General features: G+C 69.7%; 28 protein-coding genes and 2 pseudogenes. 9 read left to right on the top strand and 21 right to left on the bottom strand.

Annotated elements, in window-relative coordinates:
• Positions 1 to 122 precede the first annotated feature (122 nt).
• Both ACIA47_RS02715 and ACIA47_RS02710 read left to right on the top strand, forming a co-directional pair.
• Complete coding sequence (locus ACIA47_RS02715) at positions 123 to 734, top strand: TetR/AcrR family transcriptional regulator (RefSeq protein WP_203118707.1); 612 nt, start codon at positions 123 to 125, stop codon at positions 732 to 734.
• Positions 735 to 947: 213 nt separating this feature from the next.
• Positions 948 to 2,585 (top strand): ABC-F family ATP-binding cassette domain-containing protein, encoded by a 1,638-nt coding sequence (locus tag ACIA47_RS02710; RefSeq protein WP_396704876.1) that lies wholly within the window; start codon positions 948 to 950, stop codon positions 2,583 to 2,585.
• Between the two features lie 22 nt (positions 2,586 to 2,607).
• On the opposite strand, the gene ACIA47_RS02705 is transcribed toward ACIA47_RS02710, so the two are convergent.
• The 4 genes from ACIA47_RS02705 to ACIA47_RS02690 all read right to left on the bottom strand — a co-directional run bounded on the left by ACIA47_RS02705 (position 2,608) and on the right by ACIA47_RS02690 (position 7,578).
• Positions 2,608 to 3,201 (bottom strand): DUF305 domain-containing protein, encoded by a 594-nt coding sequence (locus ACIA47_RS02705; protein WP_396704874.1) that lies wholly within the window; start codon positions 3,199 to 3,201, stop codon positions 2,608 to 2,610.
• Between the two features lie 70 nt (positions 3,202 to 3,271).
• Positions 3,272 to 4,186 (bottom strand): DUF1996 domain-containing protein, encoded by a 915-nt coding sequence (locus tag ACIA47_RS02700; RefSeq protein ID WP_203118710.1) that lies wholly within the window; start codon positions 4,184 to 4,186, stop codon positions 3,272 to 3,274.
• Positions 4,187 to 4,421: 235 nt separating this feature from the next.
• Positions 4,422 to 5,081 carry a C39 family peptidase gene (locus tag ACIA47_RS02695; protein WP_203118712.1) on the bottom strand — a complete coding sequence of 220 codons (660 nt, stop codon included), beginning with the start codon at positions 5,079 to 5,081 and terminating at the stop codon, positions 4,422 to 4,424.
• A gap of 613 nt (positions 5,082 to 5,694) precedes the next feature.
• Entirely contained in the window at positions 5,695 to 7,578 is a 1,884-nt protein-coding gene (locus ACIA47_RS02690; RefSeq protein WP_396704871.1) for a Xaa-Pro dipeptidyl-peptidase, read from the bottom strand.
• A 327-nt stretch (positions 7,579 to 7,905) separates the two neighbouring features.
• On the opposite strand from ACIA47_RS02690, the gene ACIA47_RS02685 reads away from it, so the two are divergent.
• Positions 7,906 to 11,247 (top strand): S8 family peptidase, encoded by a 3,342-nt coding sequence (locus ACIA47_RS02685; protein WP_396704869.1) that lies wholly within the window; start codon positions 7,906 to 7,908, stop codon positions 11,245 to 11,247.
• A gap of 62 nt (positions 11,248 to 11,309) precedes the next feature.
• Here the strand turns inward: ACIA47_RS02685 and ACIA47_RS02680 are convergent, their stop codons facing one another.
• The 4 genes from ACIA47_RS02680 to ACIA47_RS02665 all read right to left on the bottom strand — a co-directional run bounded on the left by ACIA47_RS02680 (position 11,310) and on the right by ACIA47_RS02665 (position 13,973).
• Positions 11,310 to 11,825: a DUF2231 domain-containing protein gene (locus tag ACIA47_RS02680; RefSeq protein ID WP_396704867.1), complete on the bottom strand. Its 516-nt coding sequence runs from the start codon at positions 11,823 to 11,825 to the stop codon at positions 11,310 to 11,312.
• Between the two features lie 97 nt (positions 11,826 to 11,922).
• Positions 11,923 to 12,558, bottom strand: coding sequence for a LysE family translocator (locus ACIA47_RS02675; protein WP_396704865.1), 636 nt, complete (start codon positions 12,556 to 12,558; stop codon positions 11,923 to 11,925).
• Positions 12,559 to 12,560: 2 nt separating this feature from the next.
• On the bottom strand, positions 12,561 to 13,307 hold the full coding sequence (locus ACIA47_RS02670; protein ID WP_396704863.1) for a metallophosphoesterase: 747 nt from the start codon (positions 13,305 to 13,307) through the stop codon (positions 12,561 to 12,563).
• 93 nt (positions 13,308 to 13,400) lie between these two features.
• Positions 13,401 to 13,973 carry an SEC-C domain-containing protein gene (locus ACIA47_RS02665; protein ID WP_396704861.1) on the bottom strand — a complete coding sequence of 191 codons (573 nt, stop codon included), beginning with the start codon at positions 13,971 to 13,973 and terminating at the stop codon, positions 13,401 to 13,403.
• A gap of 132 nt (positions 13,974 to 14,105) precedes the next feature.
• On the opposite strand from ACIA47_RS02665, the pseudogene ACIA47_RS02660 reads away from it, so the two are divergent.
• The 3 genes and pseudogenes from ACIA47_RS02660 to ACIA47_RS02650 form a co-directional block, all read left to right on the top strand.
• Positions 14,106 to 14,354: pseudogene (locus ACIA47_RS02660) on the top strand (alkaline phosphatase family protein); the annotation flags it as partial.
• Between the two features lie 49 nt (positions 14,355 to 14,403).
• Complete coding sequence (locus ACIA47_RS02655; RefSeq protein WP_396705341.1) at positions 14,404 to 14,703, top strand: phospholipase domain-containing protein; 300 nt, start codon at positions 14,404 to 14,406, stop codon at positions 14,701 to 14,703.
• Positions 14,631 to 14,807, top strand: a complete 177-nt coding sequence (locus ACIA47_RS02650; protein WP_396705339.1) for a phospholipase domain-containing protein — start codon at positions 14,631 to 14,633, stop codon at positions 14,805 to 14,807. The genes ACIA47_RS02655 and ACIA47_RS02650 overlap by 73 nt, the downstream gene beginning before the upstream one ends.
• Positions 14,808 to 14,958: 151 nt before the next feature.
• On the opposite strand, the gene ACIA47_RS02645 is transcribed toward ACIA47_RS02650, so the two are convergent.
• From ACIA47_RS02645 to ACIA47_RS02615, 7 genes and pseudogenes are all read right to left on the bottom strand, one after another.
• Positions 14,959 to 15,408 (bottom strand): hypothetical protein, encoded by a 450-nt coding sequence (locus tag ACIA47_RS02645; RefSeq protein WP_396704859.1) that lies wholly within the window; start codon positions 15,406 to 15,408, stop codon positions 14,959 to 14,961.
• 49 nt (positions 15,409 to 15,457) lie between these two features.
• A complete protein-coding gene (locus ACIA47_RS02640) occupies positions 15,458 to 16,294 on the bottom strand; it encodes an aldo/keto reductase (RefSeq protein WP_203118725.1) in 837 nt (278 codons plus the stop codon).
• 73 nt (positions 16,295 to 16,367) lie between these two features.
• Positions 16,368 to 18,275: a DNA/RNA helicase domain-containing protein gene (locus ACIA47_RS02635; protein ID WP_396704857.1), complete on the bottom strand. Its 1,908-nt coding sequence runs from the start codon at positions 18,273 to 18,275 to the stop codon at positions 16,368 to 16,370.
• Between the two features lie 140 nt (positions 18,276 to 18,415).
• Entirely contained in the window at positions 18,416 to 18,751 is a 336-nt protein-coding gene (locus ACIA47_RS02630; protein ID WP_203118730.1) for a nucleotide pyrophosphohydrolase, read from the bottom strand.
• A 374-nt stretch (positions 18,752 to 19,125) separates the two neighbouring features.
• The gene (locus ACIA47_RS02625; RefSeq protein WP_396704855.1) at positions 19,126 to 19,629 is read right to left on the bottom strand and encodes a hypothetical protein; all 504 of its coding nucleotides are present in this window, start codon (positions 19,627 to 19,629) and stop codon (positions 19,126 to 19,128) included.
• Between the two features lie 377 nt (positions 19,630 to 20,006).
• Complete coding sequence (locus tag ACIA47_RS02620; RefSeq protein ID WP_396705337.1) at positions 20,007 to 20,150, bottom strand: DUF397 domain-containing protein; 144 nt, start codon at positions 20,148 to 20,150, stop codon at positions 20,007 to 20,009.
• Positions 20,144 to 20,779: pseudogene (locus ACIA47_RS02615) on the bottom strand (DUF5753 domain-containing protein); the annotation flags it as partial. The gene ACIA47_RS02620 and the pseudogene ACIA47_RS02615, both read right to left, overlap by 7 nt.
• 58 nt (positions 20,780 to 20,837) lie before the next feature.
• On the opposite strand from ACIA47_RS02615, the gene ACIA47_RS02610 reads away from it, so the two are divergent.
• Both ACIA47_RS02610 and ACIA47_RS02605 read left to right on the top strand, forming a co-directional pair.
• Entirely contained in the window at positions 20,838 to 21,068 is a 231-nt protein-coding gene (locus tag ACIA47_RS02610; RefSeq protein ID WP_396705335.1) for a DivIVA domain-containing protein, read from the top strand.
• Positions 21,065 to 21,316 carry a hypothetical protein gene (locus tag ACIA47_RS02605; RefSeq protein ID WP_396704853.1) on the top strand — a complete coding sequence of 84 codons (252 nt, stop codon included), beginning with the start codon at positions 21,065 to 21,067 and terminating at the stop codon, positions 21,314 to 21,316. The genes ACIA47_RS02610 and ACIA47_RS02605 overlap by 4 nt, the downstream gene beginning before the upstream one ends.
• Before the next feature lie 54 nt (positions 21,317 to 21,370).
• Here ACIA47_RS02605 and ACIA47_RS02600 read toward each other — a convergent pair whose 3' ends face one another.
• Positions 21,371 to 21,847, bottom strand: a complete 477-nt coding sequence (locus ACIA47_RS02600; RefSeq protein ID WP_396704851.1) for a HEAT repeat domain-containing protein — start codon at positions 21,845 to 21,847, stop codon at positions 21,371 to 21,373.
• Between ACIA47_RS02600 and ACIA47_RS02595 the strand changes: the two genes are divergently transcribed.
• A complete protein-coding gene (locus ACIA47_RS02595) occupies positions 21,846 to 23,108 on the top strand; it encodes an IS701 family transposase (RefSeq protein ID WP_396704849.1) in 1,263 nt (420 codons plus the stop codon). The two genes, ACIA47_RS02600 and ACIA47_RS02595, sit on opposite strands and share 2 nt — an antisense overlap.
• Positions 23,109 to 23,535: 427 nt before the next feature.
• On the opposite strand, the gene ACIA47_RS02590 is transcribed toward ACIA47_RS02595, so the two are convergent.
• The 5 genes from ACIA47_RS02590 to ACIA47_RS02570 form a co-directional block, all read right to left on the bottom strand.
• Positions 23,536 to 23,739: a DUF4926 domain-containing protein gene (locus ACIA47_RS02590; protein WP_396704847.1), complete on the bottom strand. Its 204-nt coding sequence runs from the start codon at positions 23,737 to 23,739 to the stop codon at positions 23,536 to 23,538.
• A gap of 242 nt (positions 23,740 to 23,981) precedes the next feature.
• The gene (locus ACIA47_RS02585; RefSeq protein ID WP_396704845.1) at positions 23,982 to 24,320 is read right to left on the bottom strand and encodes a hypothetical protein; all 339 of its coding nucleotides are present in this window, start codon (positions 24,318 to 24,320) and stop codon (positions 23,982 to 23,984) included.
• 50 nt (positions 24,321 to 24,370) lie between these two features.
• Positions 24,371 to 25,684, bottom strand: coding sequence for a WXG100 family type VII secretion target (locus ACIA47_RS02580; protein ID WP_396704843.1), 1,314 nt, complete (start codon positions 25,682 to 25,684; stop codon positions 24,371 to 24,373).
• Positions 25,681 to 26,001 carry a type VII secretion target gene (locus ACIA47_RS02575; protein ID WP_396704841.1) on the bottom strand — a complete coding sequence of 107 codons (321 nt, stop codon included), beginning with the start codon at positions 25,999 to 26,001 and terminating at the stop codon, positions 25,681 to 25,683. The genes ACIA47_RS02580 and ACIA47_RS02575 overlap by 4 nt, the downstream gene beginning before the upstream one ends.
• Positions 25,988 to 26,386, bottom strand: a complete 399-nt coding sequence (locus ACIA47_RS02570; protein WP_396704839.1) for a YbaB/EbfC family DNA-binding protein — start codon at positions 26,384 to 26,386, stop codon at positions 25,988 to 25,990. Before ACIA47_RS02570 ends, ACIA47_RS02575 begins: the two co-directional genes overlap by 14 nt.
• Positions 26,387 to 26,570: the final 184 nt, after the last annotated feature.

The following is a 26,570-nucleotide window of genomic DNA, read 5'->3' as shown; positions in this document are numbered from 1 at the left end:
TCCCGATCGTGGTGTCGGCCCGCTGCGGACCGCGCGTTCCAGACCTTTGCTCGGCAAAAATGGACCTGCAAGTCCAAAAACCGGGATAGGGTTGGACCCGCAGGTCCAGACCAGGAGGTCTCATGACACGGGCGTTGACCCGCAAGGGCGAGGCGACCCGGGCGCGGATCGTCGCCGGCGCCGCCGCCGAGATCCGCGAGCGCGGCGTCGACGAGGTACGCCTCGAGGATGTGATGGCCCACACCGGCACCAGCAAGGGCCAGCTCTTTCACTACTTCCCGGACGGGAAGGAGGGATTGCTGCTCGCGGTGGCCCGGCACGAGGCGGACCAGGTGCTCATCGACCAGGAGCCGATGTTGAGCAACCTGACGTCCTGGCCGGCCTGGCTCGCCTGGCGCGATCGACTGATCGAGCGGTATCTCGCGCAGGGGGTGAAGTGCCCCCTCAACGGTCTGCTCGGTCAGACCGGCCGGCGGGCGCCCGGCGCGCAGGCGATCGTGACCGGGCTCATGTGGCGCTGGCAGAAGGCGATCACCGAGGGCATCCGGCACATGCAGTCGACCGGCGACATCGCCCCGGACCTCGACGCCGACCGGGCCGCCGCGGCGCTGCTCGCCGGCATCCAGGGCGGGGTGCTGCTGCTGCTCTCCACCGGAAAGATCGACCACCTCGAAGCCGTCCTCGACCTCACCATCGACTCGCTGCGGGCAGGCGACCGGACGGGCGGGAGCTGAGCCGAGGCCAGCGATCGTCGAGTTATTCTTGCGCCCGAGTTGCCGGAGATCGGAGCAGACGTGGCAGGTGACGACGACATCTCCGGGTGAGCACCCGGACCGGCCGCCGACGGGCGCGTGATCGCGCCTCCGTCGTCGCGGCCTCCGTCGTCATGCCCTGCTCCCGCCGGGGTGCCGGTGTGCGCCCCGGATCGTCGTTCTCCGAGGTTCCCCATGTCTGTTCGACCTGCTCTCATCGCCCACAACCTCGTGCGGGTCCGCGGCGGCCGCCGCGTGCTCGACGGCGTCTCCCTGGCCGCCGCACCCGGGCACCGGATCGGCCTGATCGGTGAGAACGGCACCGGCAAGACGACACTGCTGCGGGTCCTGGCCGGCGTCGACGTACCCGACTCCGGCACCGTCACCAGCCCGCCGGACGTCGGCTTCCTGCACCAGGAGCTGCCCTTCGGTCCATCCACGACCATCGCCACGGTCCTCGACGACGCACTGCGCGAGGCCCGCGCCGACCTCGCCGAACTGGACCGGATCGGCGTCGCGCTCGCCGACTCGCCGGAGGGCACCGAGCGGCACGACCGGCTGCTGGCCGCGTACGGCGAGGTGCTGGAGCGGGCGCAGGACCGCGACGCCTGGGACGCCGACCGGCGTGCCCGGACGGTCCTCGACGGCCTCGGTCTCGGCGGGCTGCCCCACGACCGCATGGTGGGCGCGCTCTCCGGCGGGCAACGTGGCCGGCTCGCCCTCGCGGCGATGCTGATCCGCCGGCCGAGCGCGCTGCTGCTCGACGAGCCCACCAACCACCTCGACGACGTGGCGGCGGAGTTCTGCGAGGACCAGCTTCGTACCATGCCGGGGGTGGTCGTGGTGGCCAGTCACGACCGCGCCTTCCTGGACGCGGTCTGCACCGATCTCATCGACCTGGACCCGGCGGTCGACGGGCCGGTCCGCTTCGGCGGCGGCTACACCGCGTACCTGACGGCGAAGCGCGCCGCGGCGCAACGGTGGCGGCGGCGCTACGAGGACGAGCAGGCGCTCCTCGCCGACGTGCGCGAGACCGCCGCCGTGACCGGGCACCGGGTCGCCCACGGCCGGGGCCCGCGCGACAGCGAGAAGATGGGGTACGGCCACACTGCCGGCCGCGTCCAGAACCAGGTCTCCCGTCGCGTCCGCGACGCCACCCGTCGACTGGAGACGATCGAGCGCGACCCCGTTCCGGTGCCGTCGGAGCCGCTGCGCTTCCACGCGCCGGCGCTCGCCGTCGGCGACAGCGACGAGGTCGTCGTCACGGTGGAGCGGCTGGAGGTTCCCGGCCGACTGCGGGTGGCGCACCTGGAGATCAAGGGCCGCGACCGGCTGCTGGTGACCGGCGCCAACGGCGCGGGCAAGTCGACCCTGCTCGCCGTGCTCGCCGGCCACCTGACCGGTGCCGGAACGCTCTGGCGACGGCCGGGTCTGCGGGTCGGCCTGCTCGCCCAGGACAGCGTCTTCGCGGATGCACGGCGCACGGCCCGGCAGATCTACGACGCGGCCGTCGGAATGGAGCGGGCCGCTGTCGTACCGCTGTCGTCGCTCGGACTGCTCGCCCCGGTGGACCTCGACCGCGCAGTGGCCGACCTGTCGGTCGGACAGCGCCGGCGGCTCGCCCTGGCGGCGCTCGTCGCCGACCCGCCGGAGTTGCTCCTGCTCGACGAGCCCACCAACCACCTCTCGCCGACGCTCTGCGACGAGCTGGAGGACGCCCTGGGCGCCGGCCCGGGTGCCGTCGTCGTGGCCAGCCACGACCGCAGACTCCGCTCCCGCTGGCCAGGTCGAGAGCTTGCGCTCCCCGGAGCACGGAAGTTGGAGACGGCTTGAACGCCCGGTCCACCCCCTGCGACTACCCGGGGTCGAGGTGATCGAGTCGTTCGAGGTCGGCGGTGCCGGACCGGACCACAGCCGCGGCCAGCGCGACGGTCGCCGGCTGGACTCCGCTCTGCTGCTCCGCGGTGGCGATCCGGACCGACTGCGCGAGATGCGCCCGCAGGTGCCCGGCGAGCAGGCGGTGAAACGGCTGCCCGCTGGCCGCCCGCAGCGCGGTCATCTCCTGCGCGGTGACCATGCCCGGCATGTCGTGCCCCTCGTGCGGGTTCGTCGTCGGCGCGGCGGCGTCGGCCAGTAGCCGGCGGGCGCGGTCCAGTTCGGCGCGCCGGGTGGTAGCGACCTGGGTGACTGTCCGCCGCCAGGCCGGGTCGGTGGTCCGCGCCGGCACCAGATCGAGTATGGGCAGCAGGCGTTCGGTCATCGCCACCGTCAGTTGCAGCCAGGCGATGTCGGTGGGGTTGAACGCCGTACCCGTGGGTGTCGGCGCGACCGTCGCCGATGGCGCGGTCATGGGTGGTGTGGCGGTGCTGGCCGCGTCCCGTGGCCCGGCGCCGCAGCCGGCGACGAGCAGCACCGCGATGAGCAGTGTGGACGCCGTCGGCTGGCGCATCCGACCTCCTTCCGCCCAGGGCGGCGGGCCCGGGGGGACCGGACCCGCCGCCGTGGTGTGGAACTGTCGCTCAGATCGGTCGGCCGTCGTGACCGCACTTGATGACGGGACGGATGCAGTCCTGGACCCGGCGGGCCAGCTCCGCTACCGGCCAGGCGTTGAAGAAGTCGCCGTGCATCGTGTAGCCCGGCCCGGAGGCCAGCCGGAACCGCGACGGGTCGCCGGTGACCGGGTAACGCAGGACCTGGCGCAACTTCGGCACGTGCACCGGGTGGGTGCTCGGGCAGGCCTGGTTCACCGGGTACGCCAGGTGGCTCTTGTGATCCGGCGAGTCGAGGTCACGGCCGTTCCAGCACTGCGGGAAGTCCAGGTACGACTCCAGCATGGTGCCCGACGGGCAGTTGACGAAGTCCTTCGACGGCGGCACGTGCCCGGCGTGCAGGCAGGACCAGCGGGCGATGCTGTCGTTCGGCCCGGTGGCTTTCGCGTTGCCGGCGACGAGCCGCAGCCCCTGCGGGAACGGCTGGGTGTTCGCGACGACGTCGGCGCGTACGCCCTCGCCCAGGTAGTAGAACGTGGCGATCGCCGGCTCCACCGCGACGTTGTCCCGGTACAGGGTCGGCACCCAGTACGACGAGACGTCCACCCGCGGGTTGCAGGTGGTGGGCGAGTTGACCAGGTCCGGGAGCGTGGTCTTGGCGTTCGTCACAGTGCTGCCGAAGAAGCTGTGCATGTGCGACGCCCCGGGCAGCCCGGGGAAGACGATCGGGTCGTCCGGCAGCCGGTGGCTGTAGGTGCAGTCGGCGGGGAACTCGGCGACCCGGATGGCGTTGGTGCCGTAGTCGGCGCCGGCTCGGCCGGGGGCGGCGTCGGCCCGGTTGGTGGTGGACACCAGGTACGTGCCGAGTAGCACCAGCAGGGCGCCGATCGCCGTGGCGAGGCGCAGTCGGCGGGGGATGCCGGAGAGGGGTGCGGCCCTGTCCATCGTGACTCCTGTCGGGGGACGGGTCAGGGACAGCTCCGGCGCCGCCGCCGAAGGCATCGGAGTTGTGCCTGGCCAGACTGGGTGGTGGCCGGTTGGGCCGGTGTGAGAGAGCGCTCTCACTGCCCCCAGCCTCACGCTGAAGTCGACAATTGTCAATACGTGCCGCAGTTGGTGGAAAAGACGCCGAAGGGCCGGGCCCCGTGGTGGGGTCCGGCCCTTCGGTCAGGTGGTGCGGTCAGCTGGTGGCGTAGCCGCGGGTGGCGATCCAGTCGGCGAGGTGCTCGACGGTGACCTCGTAGGAGGCGGTGTTCGCATCGGCGGAGTCGGCGATCTTCACCACGTTCCCGCCGTCGCGGTAACCCACGACGCTGATGTAGTGCCCGCCCTCGAAGGAGTGCACGCCGCCGTCGGTGTCGACGCTGGTGCCGGCAATGTTCGCGACCACGGCCCGGCCGTCGTCCACGGTGCGCACGATGTCGGCGCGCAGTCGGTCGGTCTGCTTACCGTCAGCGTTGGGGTTGGAGATCTCCACGCTGTGGTAGGCGTCGTTCTTACCGGTCTCCTTGTTCAGTACGGGGGTGATGTCGTTGATGGAGTTGGTGCCGGCCTCGGTGGTGCCCATCTCCTTGGCCATGGCGTCCACGCTGATCTCCTTGCCCTGCACGGACAGGGCGTTACGCGTGGCGGCCGGGCCGCAGTAGTAGAAGTTCGGCTGCGCCTCGTAGCGCACACCGAGCTGACGCTCACCGGCGGGCTTGCGGTCGCTCTGCGTCTGGGTGGCCGGCTTGGCATCCGACGCGGCGTACGCGGCGGTCACCGGGCCGGCGATAGCCCCACCGGTGAACGCGAGGCCGGCGGCGGTCAGGGCGGTCTTACGGATCAGATCGGTACGCATGATGGCGTGCTCCTCTGCATCGGGGGTACCCGCACGGCACTCAACGGGGGGTCAGTGCGACCGTGCGGGGAAGGTTCGAGGGGTTCTGCCCGGCGACCCGCAACGAGGGGGTCGGCGTCGGGACAGGGTGTAACGGGTGCCGGTGGCAAATCATTCCGCCCACCCGCGGGGTCGGCCCGTTGTGGTGCTCGGCCGTGCGGGGGGTGCAACCGGGGCGGCCTGGCGGGTGTTCCCGGCGGCTGCTGTGCCCGCGACCGGGACTGTTGCGGTGGTCTGCCAGGTATAACGACCCGGCCCGGCCCACGATTCCGCCGCCGGGTGGCCCCGACCACCCGACACCGGACACCAAACCCGACAAAGCGCCCACCATGTCGGCAGGGCGACCGCGACGCGGTGTCAAGGCGGCGTGATCGACTCGGGGTCCTGAAAGTCGCGGTGTCGGGGTGGCGGGGATGCCCCGACTTCACGGAAGCCGAGTGGATCACGCGGCTGAGTGGCAGCCGGCGGCATCTGCGCGGCAGCACGCGGTGCTACGGCGGCGGAGTGGTCTCGACGTGCGGATGGGGCAGCCCGAACGCGTCGGACTGCCCCACCCGGGAGCGCACTGACGGAATCAGAACCCGAGGACGCTCCGCCCGCCGACAACCGGCAGTCGCAGTTCGCTGTCGTTCGGCGCGACCCGCAGTTCGGTGCCGCCCAACGGCAGCAGGGTGTACTCCTGGTCGCTGGAGAAGACGACCACGCCGATCCGGTGTCCCGCCGAAAAGATGTAGTCCTTCGGCTCCATGGTCCACCGGTAGTCGTACAGCTTGCCCTGCTTGACCGGCTCGGTGCGCGCGGCGCTCTTGCGGTTCTGCGGGTCCATCCACCCTCGCGTCACCACTGTCGGGGCGGCGGTCGACCCGGCCGGGCCGTAGTCGACCAGGTACGCGGTGAGGTTCGCGTCAGGCTTGTTGTCGACAGCCATCCGCAGTCGCATCTCCGGACGCCCGGAGATGCGCACGCTCTGCGTCAGCTCGGGGGAGCGGTAGGCGAGTCGGTTGGCGCTCGTGATGTCCGGGTTGGACACCAGGGTGTCCGGGTGGATGGTGCGGCCCTCGTCGACGAAGCTCTGCTCGAGCTTCGCCCTCGGCGGCTTGCCCGTGGTGAGCGTGCCCGGAGCGGTGGCGTCGGTGGCCGCGAAGCGCAGGCCGACCTCCCGTGCGGCCGGGTCGGGCCAGTTGGCGTACGTGGTGTAGGCCCGGTCCTCGCGCTGGAGCACCGCCGTCGGCTCGTCCATGATGCCGTTGCGCACGTTCCACAGCCAGAAGTCGAACCAGCGGTTCTCGGTCTGCTTGTAGGTCCACGTCTGCCCGCTGGGCAGGGTCACCGACGCGCTGCTGCCGGGACCACCGTGGCCGCCCTGGTGCAGCCAGATCTTGCGGGGGACGTCGCGCTTGGCGAGCTGGTCCCACCAGCCGGCGAAGTGCTCGGTCTTCACGTTCCAGTCGTTGAGGCCGTGCACGACGAAGACGCTGGCCTTGACGTCGCGGGCGTCGAGGTAGTCGCGGTCGCGCCAGAACTTCGAGTAGTCGCCGGTGACCCGGTCCTGCTTCGCGGTGATCTCCGCGAGCTCGTCGGCGCAGGGCCCCTCGGCGCGGGCCTGCCCGGCGGTGTACTGGGCCAGGATGTCGAGGTCCTCACCCTGGAACGTCCCGGGCGCGACCACCAGACCGTTGGCCCGGTAGTAGTCGTACCAACTGCTGATCGCGGAGACCGGCACGATGGTCTTGAGCCCCTTGACGCCCGTGGTGGCCACCTGGTTGGGCAGCGTCCCGTTGTAGGAGACACCGGTCATGCCGACCGCGCCGGTGGTCCAGCCGGCAGTGACCGGGGCGCCGTTCGCGTCGTACCCCAACGCCCGGCCGTTGAGCCAGTCGATGACCGCCTTGGTGCCGAGCGTCTCGGCCTGGTCCCCGCTGGTCGGGCAGCCGTCGGAGTCGCCGGTCCCGACGCTCTGGCCGAGCACCACCGCGTACCCGCGGGGCACGTAGTAGTCGTCCAGCGAGCCGGGAAGGTTGGCCTTCGCCTGGGCCCGTTGTGCGCCGGCGTCGAGTGCGCGGCGCCCGTTGCGGTCGGTCAGGCCGTTCTGCGGCAGGTCGTCGACCAGCACACTCGGGTACGGCACGTCACCCCAGGTGCCCTTGCGGTACGGGCTGTGCTCGAAGATGACAGGCACCTTGAAGCCCTGCGTGGCGGTCTCCCGGGGTCGGGAGATGTCGATCGCCACCCGGTCAGGCCGACCGTCGTGGTCGGTGTCCACAGGGGTCTGGACGAACACCCGCTCCTCGATCGCGTCGGCGAGCGAGAACACCGGTTGGGTCATGCCGTCGCTGACCACAATGCCGGTGGGCGTGGTGGGCGTGGGCGGAGCGGCAGCCGCGGGTGGGGCTGCGCCGAGGACCAGGGCGCCGGACACGCCGACGCTCAGGAGTGCCAGATGACGGGGTCGACGCATGCGCGTCTCCCTTCGGTTGGGCTGGTTGCCGGGGTCGGCAGGGGCCAATCTCGAAGATCCATTCGTCGCCATGCTAGGTCCGGGCCGGCGTCCCGTCGATCCCTTCGGCCAGGGACGCATGTGTCGTCCACACCGTCGCTGCCGGTCCAGTGGGTGGCAATCGAAACGACATCGAACCGAGCCCGGCGGTGAAACAGCGGCGAAATCCTCAGCGCGAGGGCCGGAAAACCCCCTCGTCAAGGGGTGCCCTGATGATCGTTCCCCTGCATATGATCTTGCCGAAGTCGCCCGAAGAGGCAGCTCAGTCCACATCAGACGAGGAGCAACATGCTCAGGAAAACGCGATGGCTGTTGGCCGTCGCCGTCACGGCCACGACGCTGACCGCCCTACCGGGCGGCGCCGCCACGGCCGGACCCAGCGACATCGGTCAGACCGGCGCACCCGCAGCCACAGCTGATGGGAAGACGCACACCGTCACCCTGCTGACCGGGGACGTGGTGACCGTACGGGACACCGGATCGGGCTGCCCACAGGCCACCATTCGGCCGGCGGACGAGAACGCGGTGATCCACCAGAGCTGCGGCCCCGACGGTCACCTGCACGTCGTCCCCGCCCGCGTCGCGTCCCAGCTCGGCTCGGTGCTCGACCCCGACCTGTTCGACGTCACCACGCTGATCGCCGACGGCTACGACGACGACAACTCCGCCGAGCTGCCACTCATCGTGCAGCCCGCCACCGCGTCCGCCCGGGTGGCCGCGCTCGGTTCCGTGCTGTCGCTGCCCAGCATCGGTGCGGTCGCCGGCCGCGTACCCAAGAAGAGCCCGGCCACCGCGAAGCTCGCGACCAACTCGCTGCTCGCCGGCGCGAAGAAGGTCTGGCTCGACCGCAAGGTCCGGGCCACCGCCCTGACCGGCGGTGGGCGACCCACCGGCCTGGACCGCAACCTGGGCCAGATCGCCGCGCCGGACGCCTGGAAGGCCGGCTACACCGGCAGGGGCGTCCGGGTGGCGGTGCTCGACACCGGCGCGGACTTCACCCACCCGGACCTGGTCGGCCGGGTCGCCGACCGGGCCGACTTCACCGTCGAGGGCGGTGACGCCGTCGACCGCAACGGCCACGGTACGCACGTCGCCTCGACCATCGCCGGCACCGGCGCGGCCGCCCACGGTCAGCGTCGCGGCGTGGCGCCGGACGCCAAGCTGGTGATCGGCAAGGTTCTCGACGACCACGGCTACGGCGACGACTCCGGCATCATCGCCGCCATGGAGTGGGCCGCCACCCGGGCCGACGTCATCAACATGAGCCTCGGCGGCAGCGACCCGGACGACGGCAGCGACCCGCTGTCGCTCGCCGTCGACGCGCTGAGCAGGTCCACCGGAGCGCTCTTCGTCATCGCCGCCGGCAACAGCGGCGCCGCCATCTCCTCGCCGGGCTCGGCAGCCAGCGCTCTGACCGTCGGCGCTGTCGACCGGAACGACAAGCTCGCCGACTTCTCCAGCCGCGGGCCGCTGGTCACCAGCAACGTGGCCAAGCCGGAACTGGTCGCCCCCGGTGTCGACATCGTCGCCGCCCGGGCCGCCGGCACCAACCTCCAGGACCCGATCGACAGGTACTACGAGGCGATCAGCGGCACCTCGATGGCGAGCCCGCACGTGGCGGGCGCCGCCGCGCTGCTCGCCCAGCGCCACCCGGACTGGACCGGTGAGCGGCTCAAGGCCGCCCTCGTGGGTGCCGCCGACCACCTCAGCGGCATCGACCCGTACGCCGTGGGGGCCGGCCGGCTCAACGCGGCCCGGGCCCTCGGCGGCCCGACCAGCAACCAGCCGGTGGTCAACCTCGGCACCTTCGCCTACCCGCAGTCCGGGACCAGCGAGACGACGCTGACCTGGACCGGTGAGTCGACGGCCGTTCTCGACCTCGACGTGTCGATCGTCAACCACGACGGCCAGCCGGTGCCGCGCGGCGCGGCGTCGCTGTCGACGAGCCGGCTGACGCTCAAGCACGGCGCCACAGCGGCGGCGACCCTGCGGGTCAACCGTGCGGCGCTGGCCACCCGACCGGGCTTCTACCTGGCCACCGTCACCGCCCGTGCCGGCCGCAAGCTGGTCGCGACGACCCCGGTGAGCTTCTACGTCGAGCAGCCCAGCTACGACCTGACGATCCAGACGAAGCCGCTGCCGGGCCTGAAGGACGGCGCGGAGAGCTGGATCAACCTGATGGTCACCAACCTCACCGACCCGGTGATCTACTACGACGGCGCGGGCGGCACGCCCGGAGACACCTTCACGCTGCGGGTGCCGGCCGGCCGGTACGCGATCCTCGGCTCCTCCGTCGCCTACTACGTCGACAGTGACGTGCTGGAGACGACCCTCGCCGCCGAGGTCGACCTCGACGTGCGCGGCGCCCGAAGCGTGACGCTCGACCCGGCGCGGGCCAAGCCGGTGACGGCGACGGTCGACGGGGTGCCCACCGTGCCCACCCGGACCGACCTCACCAACGTCCAGACCGCACCGAACGGCCTGTCCTGGTGGCACCAGATCAGCGGGTACGGGGCGAAGACGACGGTCCGCACCACAGCGCTGCCCAAGCCCACCGTCGGCTCCCGGCGCACCTGGGCGGCGGTCAACCTGGACTCGCCCGCCGGCACCGCCAAGCCGTACCGCTACAACCTGGTGCACGAGTACGCGGGCGGCGCACCGGCCGACCCCGCCTTCCGGGTGAGCAAGGCCGAGCAGGCGAAGCTCGCCCGGATCGAGGAACGCTTCCACCAGGTGGACTCGGAGGGGATGGTCACCCAACTGATCCGCAGCGGCTTCGCCCCGGACGGAGTGCCGGTGACGCAGACCCACGAGGGGAACCTGCCGCCGTACCGCACCGACTACCTCTCGGCCGGCTACCGCTGGGCCGACGAGGGTGTCTACGGTGGTCTGTCGGCTCAGGAGGCGCCCCGCACCTACCAGCCGGGCAGTCGGCAGACCAAGGTCTGGGCGCGGCAGCCGCTGCACTCCGGCTGGTACGACGACCCGGCCGGCGTCGACCACAGCTGTGCCACCGCGCCGTCACGGACCCGGGGCAACCTGCACATCGACCTGGTGTCGCTGACCGACCAGCACCAGCGGGCCGACTGCCTCCAGGGCTCCGCGATCGGCGTGAACCGCAAGCTGTCGTTGTACCGCAACGGGAAACTGGTCGAGGAGCGGGACCGCCCGCTCGCCGACTTCACAGTGCCGCAGCAGGTGGCCGACTACCGGCTGACCCTCGACGTCGACACGAGCCTGATCCTGCCGATCTCCACCAAGGTCAATACCTCGTGGACGTTCCGGTCGGCCGGGCCGGACGGCACCGGTAGCGTGCCGCTGCCGCTGCTCGCTGTGGACTACGCGCTGCCGATGGACACCAACAACCACGCCACCGGCGGAACGGCGGAACTGGCCGTCCGGCAGATGCGCGGCATCAAGGCGCAGAAGGTGACGTCGTTCCAGGTCTGGACCTCGACGGACGACGGGGCCACCTGGCAGTCGGCCCGGGTCACCGGCAGCGGCGACAGCTACCGGGTCGCGCTGCCGACGGCCGTCGCCGGGCAGTCCGTGTCGTTGCGGGTGAAGGCCGCCGCCCACGGCGGTAGCGGAATCGACCAGACGATCATCCGGGCGTACCACGCCGGCTGACCGTCCACAGAGGTGGTGCGGCCCGGCTCCGGTCGGGTCGCACCACAGTTCTTCCGGGCCCGTCACTGGCCCTCCCACACCGCCTTCGCGCCGGAGTCGCCGGTGCGGAACACGTAATACACGGTGACGGCCGCGGCCACCAGCGACAACACCTGCAACGCCAGCGTCAGCGGCCGACCGGGCCGTCCGTCCGCGCCGGCGTCGGCGGCCCTCGGCGGGACGAGCCGGACCAGTGCCAGGGCCACCACCCCCAACCCGATGCTGGCGTAGAGCGTGATGTCGCCGAACTCCTGGTGCGCCTCCAGCTTCGGCAGGAACTCGGGCGTGACCCGGTTGGCCGCCCGCATCCGCTCGAGGAAGGCATCACCGGAGAGCTTCGTCAGCAGGGCCGCGACGGGCGCACCCACGGCGAGCAGCCCCAGCACCCACCGGGTGTGCGGCCGGATCAGCGGGACGAACGCGTAACCGACAGTCAGGAGAGCCAGCAGCGGCACGAACGCGACCGCGGCGTGCAGCAGCAGAGGGTGGGCCGGGATGCCCATGAACTCCTCGAACATCGGCGTCTCCTCCGGTGACATCGGCCTGGACGTTGATCGTCCACACGGGGGACGCTATCGGTACCACGCGGGCGTGTCATCCCCGCCGATCGCTCACCTGTTACAGCGCAACGCAGCCTCAGGTCGCCGCCGCACGGACACCGAGGCCGACCAGGATCACGCCGGTCAGCCGATCGAGCATTCGTCGCACCGATGCGGTGCGCAGCAACCGGGCGGCGGCACCGGAGACGACGGTCCAGCCGGCGAGCCAACAGAGGTGCAGCGCGGCGTGCGCCGTGGCGAGCAGCAACATCGGCACCAGCACCGGTCGGCCCGGTTGGAGGAACTGCGGTGCCAACGTGAGGTAGATGGCGGCGGCCTTGGGGTTCAGCACGTTGCCGAGCAACCCCTGCGGGTACGGGTGGTCCACGCGCCAGGGCAACCTTCGGGCGGAAACCCTCGGTCGCCGTCCCGCCTCCGTGCGACGGCGCGACGCCGACCAGAGCATCCAGAGCCCGAGCCCGACCAGATAGCCGGCCCCGACCAGCTTGACCACCCAGAACGCCTGCGACGAGCGGAGCACCAGCGCGGCCAGGCCGACAGCGGCCAGCGTGGCGTGCACGTAGAGCCCGGTCACCGTACCCAGGATCACCCACCAGCCCTGCCGCCGCCCGCCGGTGGCGACCCTCGAGACGACCAGGGTCAGGCTCGCGCCCGGCGTGGCGGTGATCGGAGCCACCGCGAGCAGGAAGCCGAGCACCGCGACGCCGTGCATGCTCAGACCACCACCCGGTAGTGGGTGGTGAGCAGCCCGGTGTCGTCGTACACGTGGAACGCGACGCCGGGTGGCTGGGTCTGGGTGGTCAACGGGCCCTCGCCCTCCCAGGGCATCCGCAGTGTGGAGATCACACCCGGGGCGATCCGCAGTGGACGGCCCGCGAAGGTGCTCGCTGCGGCGGTGTGGAAATGCCCGGTCAGCACGGCGACGACCTGCGGGTGGGCGGCGACGAGTTCGGCCAGGGGGTCGGCCGGCAGCAGCCGCATCGGGTCGATGACCGGGTGGTGCAGCACCACCGGCGGGTGATGCAGGGCGATGAACGTCGGCGTCGCGGCCGGCACCGAACCCAGCTCGGCGGCGAGCCAGGCCACCGTCTCCTCGTCCAGGTGACCGTCGTCCGCGCCGGGCACGGAGGAGTCGGCGAGGAGGAAGACCGCCCCGGCCACGTCGTGGCGGGCGTTGATCGGGCCGGCGCCGCCGCCGTCGTCACCGAGCAGACCCTTGCGGTACGCGGCACGCACGTCGTGGTTGCCGGGGCAGACCATGACCGGCAGCGGGGAATCGAAGAGCTTCGCGGCGGTCTCGTACTCGGCCACCTCGCCGTGGTCGGCGATGTCCCCGGTGATCAGGATCGCGTCGACAGGTCGTGGCAGGCCGTGCAGGTAGTCCATGACCCGGGCGGTCCGCTCGGCCGACCGGGGATGGCTGTCGAGGTGGGTGTCACTGAGGTGCGCGATGACCAGCACGGAGGCCTCTCCTAATGGCTGTTGACATCAAAGCCGTCAGGGACGCTACTCCGGGCCAGGTCGGCCGCCGCCGCAGCGCGGTAGCCGCAGTGGTCAGGTCCGCGAGCGCGGCAGGCAGTCCTTCTTGTATTTGAGGCCCGAACCGCACCAGCACGCGTCGTTGCGCTCCGGCGGCCAGGCGATGCGCGCGCTGGGCCGCGCCGACACCTCGGCCGCGTAGCCCGCCCGGACCGCCGCGTCGGCCGGATCGCCACCCCGTCGGGCGGCGAAGGCGGTCAACCCGGCCACTGTCGCACCGAACACGCCCAACCCGGCCTGACCGGCACCCCGCAGCCGAACCAGCTCCGTCTCCAGTCGGCCCCGGTGCGCGTCCCAGTCCGGCCCGTACACATCCGTGAGGGCAGGGTGCTCGGCGAGCAGGCGATCGGACGGGTACGCCGCCAGGGCCTGCTCCGCGTACCGCAGCGCGGCCTCGGGCCTCGCTCGGATCTCCGCGATCTCGGCGGCCAGCGTCAGCGCGTCCCCGGCGTCGTCCGGGTCCTCCAGCCGGCCCTGCTCGGCGGCCTCCGCGAGGTCGGCGGCGACACCGAGCGGATTGGCCGTCCCGAGCGCCGAGCGGCGCAGTTCGGCGAGGTCCGCCTTGGTGAGTATCTCTCTCGTCGGCACGATCTCACGGTACGTCGGGGTACTCGCGGTATGCGGGCAGATCACCTGTTACGCCGCTCTCACGCCGCGTCTCATGCCGCCCGCCGGGTGGACTACGACCACGCGCCCGCCGCCGCGGCCCGGGCGGCGTAGGTGTCGAAGGAGCGGGTCCCGGCCCAGAACCCGGCGTACCCCGTCGGTCGGCTCGGCGAGGTGGCCCGTCCGCACGGCCAGTCGACAGTGCCGACCACCAACGAGATTTTCCCCGGCGACGCCGACCACCCGGCTGGGCCGTACGGCCTCGGCATCCGGGTGCCGATGGTCATCGTCTCGCCGTGGACGCGCGGCGGCTACGTGAACTCGCAGGTCTTCGACCAGACCTCACTGATCAAGTTCCTGGAGGCGCGGTTTGGGCGCCAAGCCCGACGGGTTGGTCCGGCACCCCGACGAGGTGCCGGTCCCGTACACCCTGCACGCCGACGGGCACCACGGCGACGACTCGTTCCGGATCGACTTCCGCAACTCCGGCGGCGTCGCCGCGGTCTTCCAGGTCCGCCAGGCGGGCAGTGCGGACGCCCCGCGCAGCTACACCGTCGAGCCGGGCAAGCAGCTGACCGACACCTCGACGTCACCCCCACCTACGACGAGCGTGACTACAAGCTCGCCCTCACGGTCACGCTGTCGCTGCGCCCCGGCGAGACCGAGCGCGCCACGTGGGCGCTCGCCCGAACCCACGGCTGGTACGACCTGACGGCTTCCGTCGCGGGTGACGCCGCTTTCGCGTACCGCTGCGCGGGTCATGTCGAGAACGGCAAGGACAGCATCAGCGACCCGGCCCTCGGCGGGCTCGTCTAAGCGACGTCGCGTCGCCCGGGTCGCCGACGGCCCGGGTGACGCGGCTCGGCGCCGCGATCGGCGGCGGATGTGCGGACGAGCGTGATGACTCACAGGCATATTGATGCCGCACAGTCATCACGCTCGTCACGGCGCTCGCACGTCGGCTCGGTCAGAACGCGAGGCGCAGCGCCACCCCCAGTGCGGTCAACGAGCGCTCGCCGCTGACGGTGGGCAGCCGGTCGAGCAGCGCGTCGAAGGCACGGTCCTCGTGCCGCGGGCCGAGCTGCCGCAGGGCCAGGCCCCGCGTAGCCGCCGCGATCACCGTCGAGGACACACTGCCGTCGGCCTCCTCCGGAAACCAGGCGAGGGCGTACGCCGCACCCGTCCGCACGCCCGGATCGGGGTGCGTCAGCCGGGGGCGAAACACCGAAACCCCGGCGCGCACCGCTTCGTAGACCGGCAACTCGACGTACGCCCACAGTCGACCCTGCTCCGCCGCGGACGGGGACTCGACGTACGTGTACTCGACGTACTCCTTCTCCGACTCGTCCGCGCCGGTCCCCGGTGGCGGCTTCGCGGCGAGCAGCTCACCGCCGCCGGGTCCGGGTGGCCGCGTCAAGCACGCCGCATGCTCTCCCGCCCCACCGACAGTCAACGGGTGGGGTTCGTCAGAACTCCTCGTACACCGCCGGGTCCTGGTCCGAGAGACGCCCGTCCGGGCGGCCGAGCGCGGTGATGGCCTCGACCTGCGCGTCGGTGAGCTTGATGCCGAAGACGTCCAGGTTCTCGACCTGCCGCTGCGGGGAGGCGGCCTTGGGCAGCGGGATCACCTGACGGGCCACGTGCCAGGCGAGGATCGCCTGCGCCGGGCTGACGCCGAGCGCGGTGGCGATTTCCACGACGACGGGATGCTGCTGCAGGTCGTTGCCGTGGCCGAGCGGGCTCCAACCCTGCACGAGGATGCCGTTCTCCCGGTGGTAGTCGATCGCCTCCTGCTGCGGAAAGTATGGATGCACCTCGATCTGGTTGACCACCGGGGCGACCCCGGTCTCGGCCACCAGCCGCTCGATGTGCTCGGGCAGGAAGTTGGAGAGCCCGATGTGCCGCACGAGCCCACGCTCACGCGCCTCGATCAGCGCCCGCCAGGCCTGCACGTACCTGTCGACCTTCGGGTTCGGCCAGTGGATCAGGTACAGGTCGACGCGGTCGAGGCCGGTGCGGAACACACTCTCCTCGATGGTGGTCAACGCCTCGTCGTAGCGGTGGTGCCGCCCCGGCAGCTTTGAGGTGACGACCAGCTCGTCCCGCACGTCACCGGCAGCACGGGCGGCCCGACCGACCGCGCCCTCGTTCTCGTAGTTCACCGCCGAGTCGATCAACCGATAGCCCGCCCGGATCGCCTGACCGATCGCGTCGACACCCGCCGAGCCGTTCAACCGGTACGTGCCGAGCCCGATCGCCGGCAGGGTCGTGCCGTCGGCTGCCGCAAGATGGGGAATCGTCATGGTTGATCTGCCTTTCGTCGACCGTGACTGGACCCTACCCGCACGGATTGGGCTGCCGAGACCAACCGGTCGATCAGCTCAGGTCGGCCTCCGTTGCCGCCTCGTAGACCGTCTCGACCGGCCGGATCACCTTGACCATCGAGGCGAGGTACTCCCGCGTCTCGGGATCGGTGGAGTAGACGATCGTGCCCTTCAACCCGCGGGTCAGCAGGACCTTGTAGGTGTTGCGGATCAGTAGATCCGCTTCGGTGTCGCTGACCGCCTTGCGGCTACGGAACGCTGGATCCTTCGACTCCTCGCGCCGCGTCACCAGCCGGCCGTCCCGGGCGACCAGGTCCGGCCCGACGACGACACCCGACCAGTCGTACTCGAAGCCCTGCGCCGTGTAGACGCAGCCCACCTGGCCGAAACCGTTCGGGTCGGTGGCCCAGAACGCGCTGCCTGGTGCCTCGCCGACGCTGCGGTCGCTCTTGACGTTCCAGGGTCGTGACCACCCGTCAACCTGCACATCCGGCACCAGACTGTCATCCGGACGCGGATCGCTCCACGGCCAGCAGTACCCGGCGGACATCCTGGCGGTCACACCGGGGGCCTGCTTGCTGGCGAGGAAGGCTTCCATCTCCTCTGGCGACTCCGCGAGACGTAGGTCGACCTTGCCATCGCCGGTCCAGACCGACGGCTCGCCGCCATCGAGACCGAGTAGGTCAACGACCCACCCCTCGTACGTCTCGCTGCCGCCGCAGCGGAACTGGCCGTGCAACGACACGACCTCGACGTCAAGCTTGAGTTGCTTCGCGTACGACGAGATGACCTCGACGTTGCCCAACTCGCCCGGCTTCACCACCTGGTGCTCGTCGAGCAGGAAGACGGGCACCCGGGCCGCGGCGATGAGTTCGTCGATCTGCGAACGAGCCTCCACCCGCCGAGCTTTCGGCGTGAAGCGGTTGACGGAGGTTTCCCGGATGCGGTGCGCCTCGTCGCAGATCAGGACGTCCAGACCGTTGCGTTCGGCGGACATGAAGCTGTTGAAGTAGCCGAACAGATTCTTCAACCGGGTCGAGCCTTTACCGGCGTACCGCCGCAAGGTCTGGGTGAACGACCGCGAGCCCGTGGCGTGCATGACGGAGCGGTTCTGGCGTGCCAACTCGCCGAGCACGGACAGGGCGATCACGCTCTTTCCGCTGCCTGGTCCGCCCGAGACGACCACGACCGACTTACGGTCCGCCGACCGCGCCTTCTCTACGGCGTGCAACACCAACTCGTACGCCACACGCTGCTCATCCAGCAACGTGAAGCGCGACCGATCTTTCAGCTCCTGGGCGGCGTACCGCAGCAGGTGCCGGCTGGGCCGAACCGAGCTGGTGAGGAAACGATCAGCCGCGCCAGCGCCAGAGGCCGGGGCAAGGTGGGTACGTAGGTAATCGAGAAACTGGCCCCGCCGCTGCTTGGTGAAGATCCGGCTTTGCTCGGTCGCGCGGCGATCGAACAGATTACTGATGTCGCCGTCGGTCGCGTTGTGCAGGTACGCCGCGCCACGGACCGGGTTCGGTTGCTCGGCGAGGATGCCGAGAAAATCCGTCAGGTACTCGCAGTACAGTTCAACCTGAACGCCAGGGTGGAGCCGTGGGCCGCGCGCGTGCTCCACCGCCACGAGGGTGTCAGAACCCTCATGGGACTCGGCGTAGGACCACTGCTTTAACTCGACGACGATGTAGGAATCGTCGGACGTCTGGGGATCCACACCGGCAAGCACCACGTCCACCCGCTTGCTGGTCAGCGGCAACTGGTACTCGACCAGCATCTCCACCTGGCCCAGACCCGCGTCGGCGAGATCCTGCCCCAGCACTGCCAGGCTGTGCGACCAGGAACGACGTTCTGCCGGGCTCACGTTACGACCGATCTGCTCCACGATCCGGTCTGCGAGCATGCCGGTGCCGCTCAGGCGCAGCAGACCATCGGCGGACGTGCGGAACGCTGACAACACTTGCCCCCGGGCAGCACGAAGTGATCGTGCGCATGGGGGGCATGTCCGGCGACCGCCGGAAGCCCGTCGTGACGCGCTTCTACGTGATGGACTGTAGCGAAGAGATCAACTGAGCGCCATGGTGACGCTGCCTGCAGCTACCGCTTCGCCGCCGAGCCGCGAGCCTGCTCAATTGGGTAGCGGCGAGCCGAATCCTCGAGCTTCGTCAGGGCTGCCTCCACCAGGTCGATGCCGAGTACGTCGGCGAGCCGAGTCAGATAGATCATGACGTCGCCGATCTCGGCCCTGACCCGACCACCGGCGTCCGGGTCGGACATGACCGCCGCAGACTGCTCCGGCGTGAGCCACTGGAACTCGGCGATCAGCTCACCGACTTCGCCAGCGAGCGCCATGGCCAGGTTCTTCGGTGTGTGGAACTGTTGCCAGTCCCGTTCCTCCGCGAATGCCCGTACGCGGCCCGTCAGGTCGTCCATGGCGCGGAGCATCGCAGATGCCCTGGACGACTCGACCCTGGCGGCGGCTCGGCCGGCTGCGGGATGAAGCCTGCCGAAATCATCGGCCAGCAGTTCCCGAGTCCGGGGGGATCACTTTCATGCCCTACAGCTCGATGGCGTACGGCCCGAGGATGTCGTGCTTCGGCTCAGCGAGGTCCGAAGCCAACCGGACCGAAATGATGGGAAAGTTCAGACGCACCCCGGTGCTGACGCACCGCATGAGAAAAGCACCCAGAGTGATAGAAGCATCTCAGAGTGTCAAGGTCGTGCGAATGCGCCAGCTTCCCACGTGGACAACCCGAAATGCTGAGAGAAGTCGGCGTACGGGATGAATTTCTAGGCCCAGCGGCGGGTCACAACGAGACGATGACCGGCTGGACCTGGACGTTCTTGGTAAGCTGCTGCGGCGAGGGGATCGGTGTGCTGATGTTGACAGGCGTGTTGTAGCCGTAGATGACGACCCCGTCGAGGTGGTTCGCGCCCGGCCAGTTCGACTCCAGGCGGACCGCCATTTGCGTAGGGAAGTTGGTCACCTCTTCGGCGCACGACCGGATCAGGACGATGCTCGGAGTAGCGGTCAGGTGGGTGGCCAGCATTCTGGCCAGTTTCTTGTAGGTCCAGCCCCAGTCCTTGGCGCCGGCTTCGGCGTCACCGATCTCCTCGTCGTTGCCGTGCGCCCGGATGCACAACGGCTCGCCTGCCTGCACCCCAGCCAGGTAGGTGGCCAACTGCCGATCCGCCTCGGCCTGGGTCAGGCCGGCGTCGATGGGCAGGAGGGCACCCCAGGCAGCCGCTCCCGAATCGGGCCCTGCAGATTGGCCTCGGGTATTCGGATCCTGCGTCGCCACGATGAACATGACATTCTCCTTCGGGGTAGCCGCGTGTTTTAGAACCGCCGAAGGCAGATTAGCGCGGTCGTCGAAGAACGGTCCTGTCAGCTATCCGGCTCAAATGGACTCTGTCGTTGGTCGGACAATTGTTGACGTCTGTTGAAGAGGTCGGTCTTGGTCGACATCAGTAATCGACGTGCAACTCCCGGATGTGCAATTACCGTCCGGTCGATATGGACTGGCGCCGCGCCGACCGCGTGGCTCGGGCCGCCGTGCTCGTGCCGAAGTCGCAGCGCGTGCAGCTTCATCGCTGCCGCCGCTGCTCAACGCCCCGGACGTCCGTGCGGATGCCTTGCGTCACGACGGCACCGTGACCTGCCTGCATGCCGTCGGCGAAGTCAGATTCAGCTAGCCCGCCCTCGTCTGGCAGCCGCGATTAAGTGGGTCCATGCCTGGGCGGTGAAGGTGAGAAGCGGTCCCGTGGAATCCTTCGAGTCGAGTCGCGTACTGCGACGACGCCAGGGATGTTGGTGGCGACCTCGACGCAGTCGCCGCCGTTGTCGCCGCTGCAGGTGCTCTTGCGCCAGATGGCGCCGGTCAGGTCAGTCATGCCGCATCTCCCAGCGATCTGTTTGATCATGTCAGTCGATTCTGCCTCGCCGAGGGCCAGCGCATCCAGCCCTCGCCAGACGCGGTCGTAGGCGGCCAACTCGTCGGGCTTGTCGAGGTACAGGGCACCGGTCAAAGACTCGCTGTGCACCACCGACGGTTCCGGCGCGGCGCGACCGCCCTTGGTCGCCGGAAAGTCGAGGATCACGAAAGATCCCGCAACCGCGCGGGGCTGTGGGTTGGCCGACAGTGGCAGCACCCTGACGCCGACGTTCGGCAGTTCGGACAGCTTGGTTAGGTGATGGAGCTGCGTGGTCATGACCGCCGGGCCACCGACGCCGCGAGCACCGCCTCACACAGCACGGCCTCCAACCTGGGAGCCGTCGGCAACCGCCGAAGAGTAACGCTTGCCGTTGGAGTCGGACCTGGACCGCCGGTCGCGATCTTCCTCGCTCAGCATCCCGCCAAGGCGTTAGAGCGCGTGGGCGTACTCCTTGGTCTGCAGGATCCCAGAGATGAGCGACTCGTCATAACGGCGAAGGTGGGCGGCAGCGGATTCCAGGCCCACGTACAGCTCGAACCAGTTCGGCACTGCATCGCCGTACCGCTCCGCCGCGTACACAAGTCTGCTGCCGTGGCAGGTCCGCGAGCACCGGTTCGCGCCAGTCGGGTTCGGACGTCGCGGTTTGAACCCCGACGACGTGTACGCCTTCCTCGACCGGGTCGCCGCCGACATGGCCGCCGTCTACGCCGCTCTCACCGAGAGTCGCCGCGAGACGGCCCGGATCAAGGCCGGGCTGCGTCGCTGGCAGACCGATCAGGCCCGCGCCCGCAACGAGCGGGGCCAGGACCGATGAGCCAGCGGTACGTCATACACCTACCCGTGGTCGCCGCCGACCTGCCCGCCGCGCAGCGCCTGGCCCGGGTCATCGGCCGCTGGATGCTGGTGCTTCCGATGACCGACCCGGGAGAGACCACCGTCTCCGAAGAAGACCATCAGCTCGTTCGACACCGGGTCTTCTGTGACCTGCGAATGCCAGGCGGCCGGCGTTGCCTGCTCCGCGACGGCCACGACGGCGCCTGCTCACGCCGCTTGCGTCGCTGACCAGTCGGACCGCTCTAGTACTCCAGTGACACTTCGCGATCTAGCCCGGTGAAGTCAGCGGATCAAACCCGCCGATCGTGCTTGGTATAGCTGGTGACGTGCTGGTTTCGTGTCGAGTTGTTCGAGGCCTCTGACGGCCCAGTCCTGTAGCGACTCGTCGTCGCCGTGGAGTTGGGCAACCAGCACGGGCAGCGCTTCCGCTGAGCGTGCTTCGCCGATGAGTTCAAGCATCCAGCAGCGCAGGCCGTGGTTGGGTTCGCGGTTGAACTCGGTGATCAGCTCTTCGAGGTGCTGCGCGGCGTGGGGTCGCAGCAGGTGGAATCCGTCTTCCTGCTTTTGCGGGTCGCGGCTGCGCATCAACCGCATGGCGTGCGAGAACTGATTCGCCACGTCGTCTCCGGTGGGGCCGCCGCAAGTGGAGCGCAGCCACTGCGTGATCCTCGATGGTTTGTGAAGACAACCGAAGATCGTGCAGTGGCCGCAGGCCATAGCGTAGACCTTGCCGGGTGGCAGGTGGTTCGAGGATGCCATGCAGCGGATCGCGGGCCGGTTCACCCGGCGTGAACCGCGGCTGGCCGCGCGGGCGATCGTGACTGGTCTGTTGTCGCAGGCCGAGCGCAAGACGTGCTGGCAGTTGGCCGAACAGGCCGGTTATCGGCAGCCGGCGCCATTGCAGCGGTTGCTGCGCACCGCGGTCTGGGACGCCGAGCAGGCCGTCTCCGACGTGCAAGGCCTGCTGGTGGAGCGGCTCGGAGATCCACAGGGCGTGCTGATCCCGGACGAGACCGGGTTCGTCAAGAAGGGCACCACGTCGGTGGGTGTGCAACGGCAGTACACCGGCACCGCCGGGCGGATTGAGAACAGCCAGGTCGCTGTGTTCCTCGCCTACACCGGTGCCGGCGGCCGGGCGTTGCTCGACCGGCGGCTCTACCTGCCCGAACAGGCGTGGTGCGCCGCCGCGTCGCGGCGCATCAGCGCGGGCGTGCCAGACGAGGTCGGCTTCGTGACCAAACCCCGCCTCGCCCTGGACATGATCGACGCGGCGGTCCGGGCTGGGGTCCCGGCCGGCTGGGTCGCCGGCGACGAGGTCTATGGCGCCGACCCGGACCTGCGTGCCGGGATCCGCGCCCGCGGCCTGGGTTATGTCCTCGCGATCGGCTGCAACCGGCGGGTCACTGTCAACGACGGCCGCACCCGGATCCGCGCCGACGAGGTGGCCGCCCGGCTCGCCGCCGGCTGCTGGCAGCGCATGTCCGCCGGGATCGGCGCGAAAGGGCCCCGCGACTACGACTGGGCACAAGTCGTCATCGGTACCCGCGGCAACGAGTATCTCCTGATCCGCCGACACCCGGAAACGGGTGAACTGGCGTTCTACCTGTGCTGGTCACCGCGCAGGGTGCCTCTCGCGACGCTGGTCCGGGTTGCCGGCAGCCGGTGGGCAGTCGAGGAATGCTTCCAGAGCGCCAAGAACGAGGCCGGCCTGGACCACTACCAGGTACGTGGCTGGACCGGCTGGCACCGCTTCACCGCTCTGGCGATGCTCGCCCTCGCCATCCTCGCGGTCTGCGCCACTACCCAACCGGCCGAACCCGCCGACCCGACCCGGCCAGCCCGATCACGCGCACCGATCCGGCTTACCCTGCCCGAGATCCGCCGACTGCTCAACACGCTGACCTTCACAGCAGCGCCCGACGTCGGGCACGCCCTGCACTGGTCTGCATGGCGCCGCACCCACCAAGCCCGCGCCCGGCAAGCCCACTACCAGCGACGACTCCGACTACCAGCCATCTAGATCGCGAAGTGCCACTGGAGTACTAGCCGAGGTCGTGCTCGTCCAGGCCGCTGTTGAGAGGACCTGGGCAAACGACATGGTCGCCTGGGTGACGTACTGGTCACCTTCCTCAGTCAGTTGCAGTGAGGAATCGCTGCAAGCCCTGCCCTCAATCCGTCGTCACGTCACGAGGCGGTAGTCAGGAACGCGAGGGTTGCGTTCCTCGGTCGGCTTGTCCATCGGTCGGGCGGTGACTCCGTCTGGAATAGGTGCCCGACACACGTGGACCCCTTCCATGCAGGTGTCGCACCAGAACGAGACGTACCCGGCATTGGCTGCGGGCCGTGCTGTGAAGACGATCCCTAGCGTCCGGTGCCCACAGTTCGGGCAGGCAAGATCTGACGCCACCGGCAGCGCGCGGTAGACGACGTCGTACGCCGTCAGCCACTCATCGAAGGTGGCCATCGTGCTGCACTACCTGGTCGGCACGGAGCGTGACCATGGCGACGGTGCGGCCATCGGTGTCGGCAAACTCGACTTCGTACATAGGCGGAGGGCCGTCGAAGACATCGACGATAGCTCCCACTGCCCCGGCCGGCAGGTCTTCTCCCGGAATGGCTTCTCGGAGCTCAACCACGTCGTACAGCTCCAACCTGTCATCCTTCCTCGCGCGGGAACAATTGGTCACCATCCGAGGTGCAAGTTCGCCGTTCACCAGTATCCAAGCTGTGCGGACGGTGATCGTTCCGCGGGCTGCGGTGGCGGCAGGGCCGTATGGTCTCGTTGGCTACTTGGGGTCTTGCGTCTCGGGAAACCGTGCGGAATAGGTTGCATCTACCAGCTTCTGCAGGTGGCGGAGTTGTTGCGGCACGTACAGGTGATGCTTGACGGGCGTCAGTGGTATCCGAGGATCCGTATAGCTTCCTCGCCGACCAGCCGAAGTTGATCTTCCCGGAGATCGGGTACGCGGTAATCATTGCCCCGCACTGTCTCCAGGAATTCCACGGGCAGGCTCACCTGGTATTCGGCGAGGTAGAAGCGTAGATCGTCGCGCCACAACCAATCGCCATCCGTAAGCACCGATGCGCCCCCAACAAGGTGTCGGCCGCTCCCGAGGACATCAATCTCCGCGCCCATGACGTCGATGAGGCCATGCCCATGGCGTAGATAGTCTTCGACCCGAAGCGCGTCGGGGAGCGGCTCCGCGTCGACGTGCGAGTGGATGCTCTCCACGTACACCTCGGTTTGGTTGGGTCCTAGTTCTCGAAAGAACCCCACAGTCTTCATTGGTGCCCCCTCGCTCGCGGTACGAAGACCTCCCAGGAGCCGCCGCTCTCGACGACTGGAGGCTGGGGCTCTGCGGTCCATCGCTGGGTCCCCACCCGAGCCGTCGGGGCGAGCACGTTGACCCCGAGTTCGTCGGCGACCTGCTGACCGAGTGGTACCGCGTCGAGGTCGGGCTTGACGGTGCCGGCATAGCAGGAGACCAAACGGAGAGGGCCGCCGTCATAGGCGGGGTTCGCCCGAACCGCGGCGGCAATCTGGGCCGCGTTGGTGGCATTTCCATCCATGTGCGCTCCGTCTGCTGAAACCTTGCCGGGCACAAAGTATCCCTGGTCGGTGCCGTGCACGATGACGTCATGGTGCCCATCCAGCGGTCGCACCTTGTCAAAGTTCCGCATCGTCAATTCGTCGTAACCGATGCCCGTCGAGCGAGCCGAGTAATAGACCGGGTCGCCAGCGGAGAGGTAGGAATCGGGCGTGCGTTCGGGCGGTAGCGGCTGCGCCCTCGGATCGGCCCAGTCACGTCGCTGTCCCATCCGGTCGGCAGGCCCGACCCGAGTTAGTCGGCCCAGGGCTTGCTTGAGCTTGTCGATGAGATCGCCGAGCCTGCGCATCTCCGGAATCAACCGCCGCAGGCTGCCCAGCAGCCCTCGCAGCAACCGCGCGATCCGCGCACCCCACGACGCAACCAGCGTCGTCACCTGCTCCACGATCAGCGGCGCGGCCAGTCCGCCGGTGATGAGGAGTTCGCCCGCGTACACGATGATGCGGGACACGCAGGTGGCGACGGCGTCGCGGACCAGGAGCCGGACGGCTGCCACCAGGCCGGCGGCGCCCTCGGTAATCGCGGCCATGGTGTCGGCGCCCTGGGCGAGGCCGGTGATGGCCTGTTGCTGTTCGTTGGCCCAGGCTCGGTAGGCGGGGCCGGCACTGCCGCCCCAGCCGGCGACGTCGGTGCGGGCGGCGCGAGTCAGCTCGGCGGCGTCGTCGCGGAGCGACCCGGCGACGTTGCGCCAGGTCTGGGCGTGTGCGGTGATCTGCGTCGGGTCGCCGGCGAGCCAGTCCAGCGCCTCACTGAGCGGCTTGACGTGTTCGATGAGCCAGGCGATTCCGTACTGGAGCAGGGCGCCGACCGGGTCGGAGACGAGGGCGAGGGCGTCCAGGCCGGCGCTCACGACGCCGAGGCTGCCGTCGATCCAACTGCCGGTCCGGATGCCCTGGGCGATGAGTTCGATGTCCTCGCAGATCCACACGCCCGCCCAGGCGCTGGGCGCGGTGTCCGCAGCGGCGGCGACGAGCGGGTTCGACGTCACCTGTGCCGCCGCACCCCGTCGAGTAGCTGTTTGGCGCGGGCGTCGGAGCTTCGGTAGCGGTCCGCGCCGACCCGCAGCTTGCCGGCGGTGTCCCGTACCGATGCGGAGGCGGCGCCGATGCCGTCGACCAGGGTTCGCTGCAGGCCGTCGAGCAGCACCGGCATCATCACGCAGAGCTGCCCGTAGGCGTCGGCGCCCAATCGGACGTGCTGGCCTGCCTGCTGGGCGGTGTCGAGGCTGCTGGCGCAGCGATCGAGGCGTGCGGCGTGGGCGGTCAGGTCGTCCGGGTCGACCTGGATGCCGTCACCGCCGGGCATCGTCTGATCCCGGGTCGCGGATCAGCCGCGTGCGGTACGAGTCGACGATGGTTTGGGCGCTCGGGTCGTCGCCCAATGACTTCGTGACTGCGTCGCTGACCTGTCGGAGCAGGTCGGCGCGCGCGGCAGTGGTGGTCTCCAGGATCTGCCGAGCGGTGTGCGCCGCGGGTTCTTGCCGGATGCGCTCGTCGAGCCGTAGGTCGATCAGCAGGCCCGCAGAGTCGACTGTGACGTCGACAGTCCGGTCGGCGTTGCGGGCGGTGCCGGTCAGATCCCGCATCGTCGCCGACAGAGTCTTGGCTCGTGCCGCCCGCTCGGCGAGCGACGATTCCCACTCGTCGAGCCCGCGCTCCGCCGCGTCGAGCGCGGCGTCGTCCGCCCACATGTCGACCCTCCCCAGGGGACCACTGCCGGCGGCAACCGGCGCGACATCACCGGCACGCTACCAACCGGTGGCGCTGCGTGCATGCCCGCTGAGGTGGTCGACAAGGGCCGTGATCAACTCCCGGGTTCGACGGTGGACGCTCAGTGAGGGCATCGGTACCGTATGGCGGGTGCTGAGTAAACCG

Source organism: Micromonospora sp. NPDC051227, assembly GCF_044455385.1.
In the GTDB taxonomy this organism is placed as follows: domain Bacteria; phylum Actinomycetota; class Actinomycetes; order Mycobacteriales; family Micromonosporaceae; genus Micromonospora.
This window is presented reverse-complemented; position numbering and strand designations above follow the sequence as displayed.

What these genes read in the sequence shown, in the direction of transcription:
- ACIA47_RS02715 (WP_203118707.1), top strand. Translation starts at nt 123, where the DNA reads ATGACACGGGCGTTGACCCGCAAGGGCGAGGCGACCCGGGCGCGGATC.
- ACIA47_RS02710 (WP_396704876.1), top strand. Translation starts at nt 948, where the DNA reads ATGTCTGTTCGACCTGCTCTCATCGCCCACAACCTCGTGCGGGTCCGC.
- ACIA47_RS02705 (WP_396704874.1), bottom strand. Translation starts at nt 3,201, where the DNA reads ATGCGCCAGCCGACGGCGTCCACACTGCTCATCGCGGTGCTGCTCGTC.
- ACIA47_RS02700 (WP_203118710.1), bottom strand. Translation starts at nt 4,186, where the DNA reads ATGGACAGGGCCGCACCCCTCTCCGGCATCCCCCGCCGACTGCGCCTC.
- ACIA47_RS02695 (WP_203118712.1), bottom strand. Translation starts at nt 5,081, where the DNA reads ATGCGTACCGATCTGATCCGTAAGACCGCCCTGACCGCCGCCGGCCTC.
- ACIA47_RS02690 (WP_396704871.1), bottom strand. Translation starts at nt 7,578, where the DNA reads ATGCGTCGACCCCGTCATCTGGCACTCCTGAGCGTCGGCGTGTCCGGC.
- ACIA47_RS02685 (WP_396704869.1), top strand. Translation starts at nt 7,906, where the DNA reads ATGCTCAGGAAAACGCGATGGCTGTTGGCCGTCGCCGTCACGGCCACG.
- ACIA47_RS02680 (WP_396704867.1), bottom strand. Translation starts at nt 11,825, where the DNA reads ATGTCACCGGAGGAGACGCCGATGTTCGAGGAGTTCATGGGCATCCCG.
- ACIA47_RS02675 (WP_396704865.1), bottom strand. Translation starts at nt 12,558, where the DNA reads ATGCACGGCGTCGCGGTGCTCGGCTTCCTGCTCGCGGTGGCTCCGATC.
- ACIA47_RS02640 (WP_203118725.1), bottom strand. Translation starts at nt 16,294, where the DNA reads ATGACGATTCCCCATCTTGCGGCAGCCGACGGCACGACCCTGCCGGCG.
- ACIA47_RS02630 (WP_203118730.1), bottom strand. Translation starts at nt 18,751, where the DNA reads ATGGACGACCTGACGGGCCGCGTACGGGCATTCGCGGAGGAACGGGAC.
- ACIA47_RS02625 (WP_396704855.1), bottom strand. Translation starts at nt 19,629, where the DNA reads ATGTTCATCGTGGCGACGCAGGATCCGAATACCCGAGGCCAATCTGCA.
- ACIA47_RS02605 (WP_396704853.1), top strand. Translation starts at nt 21,065, where the DNA reads ATGAGCCAGCGGTACGTCATACACCTACCCGTGGTCGCCGCCGACCTG.
- ACIA47_RS02595 (WP_396704849.1), top strand. Translation starts at nt 21,846, where the DNA reads ATGCAGCGGATCGCGGGCCGGTTCACCCGGCGTGAACCGCGGCTGGCC.
- ACIA47_RS02600 (WP_396704851.1), bottom strand. Translation starts at nt 21,847, where the DNA reads ATGGCATCCTCGAACCACCTGCCACCCGGCAAGGTCTACGCTATGGCC.
- ACIA47_RS02575 (WP_396704841.1), bottom strand. Translation starts at nt 26,001, where the DNA reads ATGCCCGGCGGTGACGGCATCCAGGTCGACCCGGACGACCTGACCGCC.
- ACIA47_RS02570 (WP_396704839.1), bottom strand. Translation starts at nt 26,386, where the DNA reads ATGTGGGCGGACGACGCCGCGCTCGACGCGGCGGAGCGCGGGCTCGAC.